Origin of the sequence: Streptomyces sp. NPDC057474 (assembly GCF_042802555.1) — a bacterium.
Classification (GTDB): Bacteria; Actinomycetota; Actinomycetes; order Streptomycetales; family Streptomycetaceae; genus Streptomyces.
This window is the reverse complement of the sequence record NZ_JBHVDX010000329.1, coordinates 1-7,896: the sequence shown is the minus strand read 5'-3', so window position 1 is coordinate 7,896 and position 7,896 is coordinate 1. Positions and strand designations below refer to the sequence as shown.

The following is a 7,896-nucleotide window of genomic DNA, read 5'->3' as shown; positions in this document are numbered from 1 at the left end:
CGCAGTTCCCCGCGCCCCTGAAAAGCAGGGGCTGCGCCCCGTGCTTTTCGGCCCGGAAACCCGTCGCCTGCCAGGCCCGCAGGGCCTGGTCTTTCAGGGGCGCGGGGAACTGCGCGAGCAACCACGACCAGCCCGCACCCGCCAACGCACCGAACCCCCCGAGCTCTTCTGCGGTCCTGTCGGCGCCCCCCGTTACGCTCACCGCATGGCTCTCAACACGTCCGCCGAATCCCCCCTCCCCGTCGGCGAGGTCTCCCGGCTCATCGGCGGCTGGATCGACCGGCTCGGCGCGGTGTGGGTCGAGGGGCAGATCACGCAGTTGTCGCGGCGTCCGGGCGCGGGCGTCGTGTTTCTCACGCTGCGGGACCCGTCGCACGACATCTCCGTGGGGGTGACCTGCTACCGGCAGGTGTTCGACGCGGTGGCCGACGTGGTGAGCGAGGGCGCGCGGGTCGTCGTCCTGGCGAAGCCGGAGTGGTACGCCCCGCGTGGGCAGCTGTCGCTGCGGGCGACCGAGATAAAGCCGGTCGGGGTCGGTGAACTGCTGGCCCGGCTGGAACAGTTGAAGAAGTCGCTGGCCGCGGAGGGCCTGTTCGCGCCCGAGCGGAAGAAGGCGCTGCCCTTTCTGCCGCAGCTGATCGGGCTGGTGTGCGGCCGGGCCTCCGCGGCCGAGCGGGACGTGCTGGAGAACGCCCGGCACCGCTGGCCGGCGGTCCGCTTCGAGGTGCGCAATGTCGCCGTGCAGGGTGTGCACGCGGTGCCGCAGGTCGTGCAGGCGGTGAAGGAGCTGGACGAGCTGGACGGCGTGGACGTCATCGTCGTGGCGCGCGGCGGCGGCAGCGTGGAGGACCTGCTGCCGTTCTCCGACGAGCAGCTCGTACGGGCGGTCGCGTCCTGTCGTACGCCGGTCGTGTCGGCGATCGGGCACGAGCCGGACACCCCGCTGCTGGACTATGTGGCGGACCTGCGCGCGTCCACGCCGACCGACGCGGCCAAGAAGGTCGTGCCGGACGTGGGCGAGGAGTACGAGCGGGTGCGGTGGCTGCGGGACCGGGCGCGGCGGTGCGTGGAGGCGTTCGTGGAGCGGGAGGAGCGGGGGCTCGCGCACGCCCTCGCGCGCCCCTCGATAGAGGATCCGCACCGCATGATCGACGAGCGCGCCGACCAGGTGGCCTCGCTGCTCGACCGGGGCCGCCGCTGCCTCGGGCACCATCTGGACCGCGCCGTCTCGGAGTTGACGCACACGCACGCGCGTGTGGTGGCCCTCTCCCCCGCTGCGACGCTCCAGCGGGGGTACGCGGTGCTGCAGAAGGCCGACGGTCATGTGGTCCGCGCGCCCGGCGAGGTCGGGGCGGAGGAGCCCTTGCGGGCGCGGGTGGCCGAGGGCGAGTTCGTCGTCCGGGTCGACCCGGACGGGACTGTCGGAGGGGACGCATAGGGTGGGCCGCATGACCAGCAACGTGAGCGAGGCCGACGGGACGACCGGGGCGGCCGGGGCCTTGGAGGCCGACCGCGCCCTCGGGTACGAGCAGGCGCGGGACGAGCTGATCGAGGTCGTCCGCCGCCTGGAGGCGGGCGGTACGACGCTGGAGGAGTCCCTCGCCCTCTGGGAGCGCGGCGAGGAGCTGGCCAAGGTCTGCCGCCGCTGGCTGGACGGGGCGCGGGCGCGACTGGACGCGGCGCTGGCGGAGGACGAGAAGGAGGACGAGAAGGGGCACGGCAAGGCCGGGTGACCCGTGCCCGCGGGCACTGTGAAGCGGATCACCAGGCCGCGCTTTTGGTTGAAGTTTGAACTTCCTTCGCGTACCGTCGAGGCCCTAAGCCACGACGCACGAAGGTTGCCTCATGTCCCTCCTTCTCGACCCCACCGCCCAGGACCTGCTGTTCCGCGAGGCCCACACCGCGAACACGTTCACCGACGAGCCGGTGACCGAGGAGCAGGTGCAGGCGATCTACGACCTGGTCAAGTACGGCCCGACCGCCTTCAACCAGACCCCGCTGCGCATCGTCCTGGTCCGCTCCGCCGAGGCCCGTGAGCGTCTGGTGCCGCACATGGCCGAGGGCAACCAGGCCAAGACGGCCGCCGCCCCGCTGGTCGCGATCCTCGCCGCGGACAACGAGTTCCACGAGGAGCTGCCGGCCCTGTTCCCGGCGTTCCCGCAGGCCAAGGACCTCTTCTTCGCCGAGCGCGCGGCCCGTGAGTCCGCCGCCGGCATGAACGCCGCCCTCCAGGCCGCGTACTTCATCATCGGCGTGCGCGCCGCGGGCCTGGCCGCCGGCCCGATGACCGGCTTCGACTTCGCCGGTGTCCAGAAGGAGTTCCTGGACGACGACCACACCCCGCTGATGGTCGTCAACATCGGCAGGCCCGGCGAGGGCGCGTCCTACCCGCGCTCCCCGCGTCTGGACTTCGACCACGTCGTCACCACGGTCTGAGTTCCACCGCAGCCACGTTCGGAGGGCCCCGGCGACCTCGCCGGGGCCCTCCGTACGTTCGGTTCACGGCAGACGCGGTCACCGCGCTCGGCGCGGGCTCGCGGCACGCGCGGTCACTCCGTTTTGAGCGCCTCGGCCATCTTCGTCAGCCGCGCGAACGACGCGGAGCCCGCGACCACGGTCGTGGAGCCCGTGCTCTCCAGGACGAGGGCGTCGTAGCGCTCGCCCTCGTACCGGGTCCAGGTCTCGTCGCCGATCTTCTGCGTGGTCTCGGTCTTCTTCGCGTCCTGGGTGGCGTCCGCGATGAACCGGGACGGCTTCTCGGCGGACTGTTCGACCGTCACATACCGACCGTCGGGGTCGTGGAACCCGAGGTGCCAGCGGTCCGACTCGTCGCCCCGGAAGCGGACGGAGGTCGCCTTCCAGGTTCCGGGCAGACCCTCGGGCGCGGCCACCGGATAGGAGGCCGCGCGACGCGCCGTCAGCAGTTCGACGCGGTAGTCGACGCGCTTGAGCTCCTGCTCGGTCTCGTCATGCGGGATGAAGAGATAGATGACCCATGCCGCCAGCACGATGAGCCCCAGGGAGAGGACCATGTCGCGAACGGTCTGCTTGCCTTTCGTACCTGCCACTCCCTCATCGTCGCAGGTGCACCGCTCTGCTCATCCGTGGGGTCCCCTGCTCATTTTGTCGGACTGACGATAGAGTCGGGCGGAACCCTCATCCGGCCGTCGCCGTATCAGAAAGGTGCGCTCCGATGACCGAGAATCACCAACTGCCGTCCGAGCTCGAAGTCCCCTCCGAGGCCCCCGACCGCAACCTCGCCCTGGAACTCGTCCGGGTGACCGAGGCGGCGGCGATGGCCGCGGGCCGCTGGGTCGGCCGCGGGGACAAGAACGGGGCGGACGGAGCCGCCGTGCGCGCCATGCGGACCCTCGTCTCCACCGTGTCGATGAACGGCGTCGTCGTGATCGGGGAAGGCGAGAAGGACGAGGCCCCGATGCTCTTCAACGGCGAGCGCGTCGGTGACGGCACCGGCCCGGAATGCGACATCGCCGTGGACCCGATCGACGGTACGACGCTGACGGCCAAGGGCATGACCAACGCAATCGCCGTTCTCGCGGCGGCCGACCGGGGCACGATGTTCGACCCGTCGGCCGTCTTCTACATGGACAAGCTGGTCACCGGGCCCGAGGCGGCCGACTTCGTCGACATCGACGCGCCGGTGTCGGTGAACATCCGCCGGGTGGCCAAGGCGAAGCGGTCCGCGACGGAGGATGTGACCGTCGTCATCCTGGACCGGCCCCGGCACGAAGGGATCATCAAGGAGATCCGGGAGGCCGGCGCGCGGATCAAGCTGATCTCCGACGGGGATGTGGCGGGCTCGATCCTGGCGCTGCGGGAGGGCACGGGGGTGGATCTGCTGCTCGGGGTGGGCGGTACACCCGAGGGCATCATCTCGGCCTGCGCCGTGAAGTGCCTCGGCGGCACGATCCAGGGCAAGTTGTGGCCGAAGGACGACGCGGAGCGGCAGCGGGCGATCGACGCGGGGCATGACCTCGACCGGGTGCTGACGACCGATGACCTGGTGTCCGGGGAGAACGTGTTCTTCGTGGCGACCGGGATCACGGACGGGGAGCTGCTGCGTGGCGTGCGGTATCGGTCGGAGACCGCGACCACCGACTCCATCGTGATGCGGTCGAAGTCGGGGACGGTGCGGCGGATCGACTCGGTGCATCGGTTGAGCAAGCTGCGTGCTTACAGCTCGATCGACTTCGAGAAAGCCAAGTAGGTCGACTAGCCAAGTAAGTGGAGCAAGGGGGTGGGGGCTTCGGGGCGTTGTCGGCTGCGGATCGTCGTGGCTTGTCGCGCAGTTCCCCGTGCCCCTGAAGACGAAAGCCCCCGGTCGGCACTGAAGGGGCGCCCTCTTGTGCGGAGAGGGCGCCCTTTCCGTATGTATCGACGTCAGCCCGCCGCCGCTATCGTCCCGTTCGTCCTCGCCGCCTTCTGCAGCTCCACGTCTCGGCGGCGGCGGCGGGCGAGGACCACTCGGCGTTCCGCTGCTGTCAGGCCGCCCCAGACTCCGTAGGGCTCGGGTTGCAGGAGTGCGTGTTCTCGGCACTCGACCATGACGGGGCAGCGGGCACAGACGCGCTTGGCGGCTTCCTCTCGGGAGAGCCGGGACGCGGTGGGTTCCTTGGAGGGGGCGAAGAACAGCCCCGCCTCGTCACGCCGGCACACGGCCTCCGTGTGCCACGGGTCGTCCTGATCCCTGTCTCGCACTGGCACCCGCTGGGGCGGAACAGCAGCGACCTGCAGGGACGAATGCGGCGGATGCAGCACGGTCTACTCCTGACGACGGCTTCGCGAGCGAGAGACGATGCAGCAAGGCCTACCCGCTGTGCGCGGGCCTATGCACTGAGTCCCGATCCGCTGGAATTCGGCGTCAACACCGCGCGCCCACAACCGGATCCGATCCCTTCGGGTGGTGTCCGGCCGTGGTCGAATTCACAAGCGTCAACGGTCCAGGTGTTTGCGCAAATGATCGTCCACCTTGCGGGAGACGTGGTCGGTGACCCGGCCGAGGAGGTCGGCGATCACCTTGCCCCGCTTGGGCCTCGCCTCGATGCTCCCGAGGACGGCCAGTCCGTCCACATAGACCACCGGGGCGTCGGTCTCCACTGAATCCAGCGCGTCCACCTCGAAGCTGCCGAGGATGCCTCCGCCGCTGCCGCGCAGCGAGACGTTCTCCGGGACGCGGATCTCGACGCTGCCGAAGACCGAGATCGCCTTGATCATCACCTGGCGGTGCTCGAAGAGCGCCTCGCTGAGGTCTATCTCGACGCTGCCGAATATCGCGTACGCGTGGATGCGGCGGCCGGCCCGCCAGCGGCCCTTGCGCATCGAAGCGCTGAAGACGGCGATCAGCCGGTCGTCGGGGTCGATCGGGATGGCACCGGGGGTGGGGCGGTTGGGCACGGAGGAGACGGGCGGCACATACGCCGGCCCCGCCTTCCGGGCCTGGCCGGCCGGCAGGTCCCGTACGAAGACGTCCAGCTCGCCCACTGTCTTGGCGGCGAGCACGCCCTCGACCCGCTCGGAGTGCTCCTCCGCGGTGAGGCGGCCCTCGGCGAGGGCGTCGCGCAGGAGGTCGGCGATCCGGTCGCGGTCGGCGTCGGAGGCGCGCAGTTCGGCAGTCGACAACGGCGGTTCCTGGGCGGGGCGCTTGTGAAGGTCCACGACAGCAGATTACCCACTCGCGATAGATCGCGACCAGGGGTGTGGACAACTCGTGGACGACGAACTGAGCCTTACCTCACAGGCCCGGCGTCCGGGCCAGGTTCTACGCTGGTGGCGCTGCCAACGGAGGTCAGCCGTCGGCGAGTGAGCCGCAGGGGCGCGCGAGCCTGACAACAGCCTTGTCGAGTGAGGAATGGGCGACATGCCTGAGTTCGAGTACACCGATCTGCTCCCCATGGGAGAGGACACCACCCCCTACCGGCTGGTGACCTCCGAGGGTGTCTCCACCTTCGAGGCCGACGGGCGCACGTTCCTCAAGGTGGAGCCGGAGGCGCTGCGCAAGCTCGCCGCCGAGGCGATCCACGACATCCAGCACTATCTGCGTCCGGCGCACCTCGCGCAGCTCCGCCGGATCATCGACGACCCCGAGGCGTCGAGCAACGACAAGTTCGTCGCCCTGGACCTGCTGAAGAACGCGAACATCGCGGCCGCCGGTGTGCTGCCCATGTGCCAGGACACGGGTACGGCGATCGTCATGGGCAAGCGCGGGCAGAACGTGCTCACCGAGGGCGGGGACGAGAAGGCCCTGTCGAAGGGCATCTACGACGCGTATCTGAACCTGAACCTGCGCTACTCGCAGATGGCTCCGCTCACCATGTGGGAGGAGAAGAACACCGGGTCGAACCTGCCGGCGCAGATCGAGCTGTACGCCACCGACGGCGGTGCGTACAAGTTCCTGTTCATGGCCAAGGGCGGTGGGTCCGCGAACAAGAGCTTCCTGTACCAGGAGACGAAGGCCGTTCTGAACGAGGCCTCCATGATGAAGTTCCTGGAGGCGAAGATCCGTTCGCTGGGCACGGCCGCGTGTCCGCCGTACCACCTCGCGATCGTGGTGGGCGGTACGAGCGCCGAGTACGCGCTGAAGACCGCGAAGTACGCCTCCGCGCACTACCTGGACGACATCCCGGCCGAGGGGTCGCCGCTCGGGCACGGGTTCCGGGACAAGGAGCTTGAGGAGAAGGTCTTCGAGCTGACGCAGAAGATCGGGATCGGCGCGCAGTTCGGCGGCAAGTACTTCTGCCACGACGTGCGGGTCGTCCGGCTGCCGCGGCACGGTGCCTCGTGCCCCGTCGCGATCGCCGTGTCCTGCTCGGCCGACCGGCAGGCCGTCGCGAAGATCACCGCCGAGGGCGTGTTCCTGGAGCAGTTGGAGACGGACCCGGCGCGGTTCCTGCCGGAGACGACGGACGAGCACCTGGACGAGTCGGACGTCGTGCGGGTCGACCTCAACCAGCCGATGGACGACATCCTCGCCGAGCTGACCAAGTACCCGGTGAAGACGCGGCTCTCGCTCTCCGGGCCACTGGTCGTGGCGCGCGACATCGCGCACGCCAAGATCAAGGAGCGGCTCGACGCGGGTGAGGAGATGCCGCAGTACCTGAAGGACCACCCGGTGTACTACGCGGGCCCGGCGAAGACGCCCGAGGGGTACGCGTCGGGGTCGTTCGGTCCGACGACCGCCGGGCGGATGGACTCGTACGTGGAGCAGTTCCAGGCGGCGGGCGGTTCCAAGGTGATGCTGGCGAAGGGGAACCGGTCGCAGCAGGTCACGGACGCGTGCGGAACGCACGGCGGGTTCTACCTGGGGTCGATCGGCGGTCCTGCGGCCCGGCTCGCGCAGGACTGCATCAAGAAGGTCGAGGTCGTCGAGTACGAGGAACTCGGCATGGAGGCCGTCTGGAAGATCGAGGTCGAGGACTTCCCGGCGTTCGTCGTCGTCGACGACAAGGGCAACGACTTCTTCAGCGCAGTGGAACCATCTCCCACGATCCTGACCATCCCGGTGCGCCACGGCGCGTAGCCGACCGCAGCCGCACTCGGCTCCTCAACCGCCCTCTCAGGTCACGCACCGGAGAGGGCGGTTGTACGCCAGCAAGCGGATACGCCACGTCCGGTGTCCGGTGTGCCGTGGATGAGGTTCACCGGCGTGGTGGGCCTCGATCTGGGCTGGCGAGCGCCGGCAGCATCAAGCTGTACGCGGGTGGGGCGGGCACCATCGGAACCGCCACCACCGTGATCAGCGCCGACAGCGACTGGAGGACGGCGAAGCTCGCCTTCGGCTGACGGAGGGCCTGATGGCATCTGGACACCACGTAGTCCGGATGGGTACAGCGCTGCCGTCGCGGGAACATCCCCGCCGACGGCAGCGCTGTACCGGAC

The 7,896-nt window shown here is 69.5% G+C and carries 9 protein-coding genes; 6 read left to right on the top strand and 3 right to left on the bottom strand.

Annotation, left to right across the window (positions count from 1 at the left end; translation table 11 throughout):
* Positions 1-205: 205 nt before the first annotated feature.
* From xseA to ACFU53_RS44625, 3 genes are all read left to right on the top strand, one after another.
* Entirely contained in the window at positions 206-1,438 is a 1,233-nt protein-coding gene (gene xseA, locus ACFU53_RS44635) for an exodeoxyribonuclease VII large subunit (RefSeq protein ID WP_384005696.1), read from the top strand.
* 10 nt (positions 1,439-1,448) lie between these two features.
* A complete protein-coding gene (locus ACFU53_RS44630) occupies positions 1,449-1,733 on the top strand; it encodes an exodeoxyribonuclease VII small subunit (RefSeq protein ID WP_384005694.1) in 285 nt (94 codons plus the stop codon).
* Positions 1,734-1,845: 112 nt separating this feature from the next.
* Positions 1,846-2,436, top strand: a complete 591-nt coding sequence (locus tag ACFU53_RS44625; RefSeq protein WP_384005692.1) for a malonic semialdehyde reductase — start codon at positions 1,846-1,848, stop codon at positions 2,434-2,436.
* Positions 2,437-2,549: 113 nt separating this feature from the next.
* Here the strand turns inward: ACFU53_RS44625 and ACFU53_RS44620 are convergent, their stop codons facing one another.
* Positions 2,550-3,068, bottom strand: coding sequence for a DUF4245 domain-containing protein (locus ACFU53_RS44620; protein ID WP_384005690.1), 519 nt, complete (start codon positions 3,066-3,068; stop codon positions 2,550-2,552).
* A 125-nt stretch (positions 3,069-3,193) separates the two neighbouring features.
* On the opposite strand from ACFU53_RS44620, the gene glpX reads away from it, so the two are divergent.
* Positions 3,194-4,228 carry a class II fructose-bisphosphatase gene (glpX, locus tag ACFU53_RS44615; RefSeq protein ID WP_384005688.1) on the top strand — a complete coding sequence of 345 codons (1,035 nt, stop codon included), beginning with the start codon at positions 3,194-3,196 and terminating at the stop codon, positions 4,226-4,228.
* A 173-nt stretch (positions 4,229-4,401) separates the two neighbouring features.
* Here glpX and ACFU53_RS44610 read toward each other — a convergent pair whose 3' ends face one another.
* Positions 4,402-4,779 (bottom strand): WhiB family transcriptional regulator, encoded by a 378-nt coding sequence (locus tag ACFU53_RS44610; RefSeq protein WP_384005686.1) that lies wholly within the window; start codon positions 4,777-4,779, stop codon positions 4,402-4,404.
* Positions 4,780-4,953: 174 nt separating this feature from the next.
* Positions 4,954-5,676: a DUF1707 domain-containing protein gene (locus ACFU53_RS44605; RefSeq protein ID WP_384005684.1), complete on the bottom strand. Its 723-nt coding sequence runs from the start codon at positions 5,674-5,676 to the stop codon at positions 4,954-4,956.
* Between the two features lie 202 nt (positions 5,677-5,878).
* On the opposite strand from ACFU53_RS44605, the gene ACFU53_RS44600 reads away from it, so the two are divergent.
* Positions 5,879-7,537 (top strand): fumarate hydratase, encoded by a 1,659-nt coding sequence (locus ACFU53_RS44600; protein WP_384005682.1) that lies wholly within the window; start codon positions 5,879-5,881, stop codon positions 7,535-7,537.
* A gap of 107 nt (positions 7,538-7,644) precedes the next feature.
* Positions 7,645-7,800, top strand: a complete 156-nt coding sequence (locus ACFU53_RS44595; protein ID WP_384005680.1) for a hypothetical protein — start codon at positions 7,645-7,647, stop codon at positions 7,798-7,800.
* The last annotated feature ends 96 nt before the right edge of the window (positions 7,801-7,896 follow it).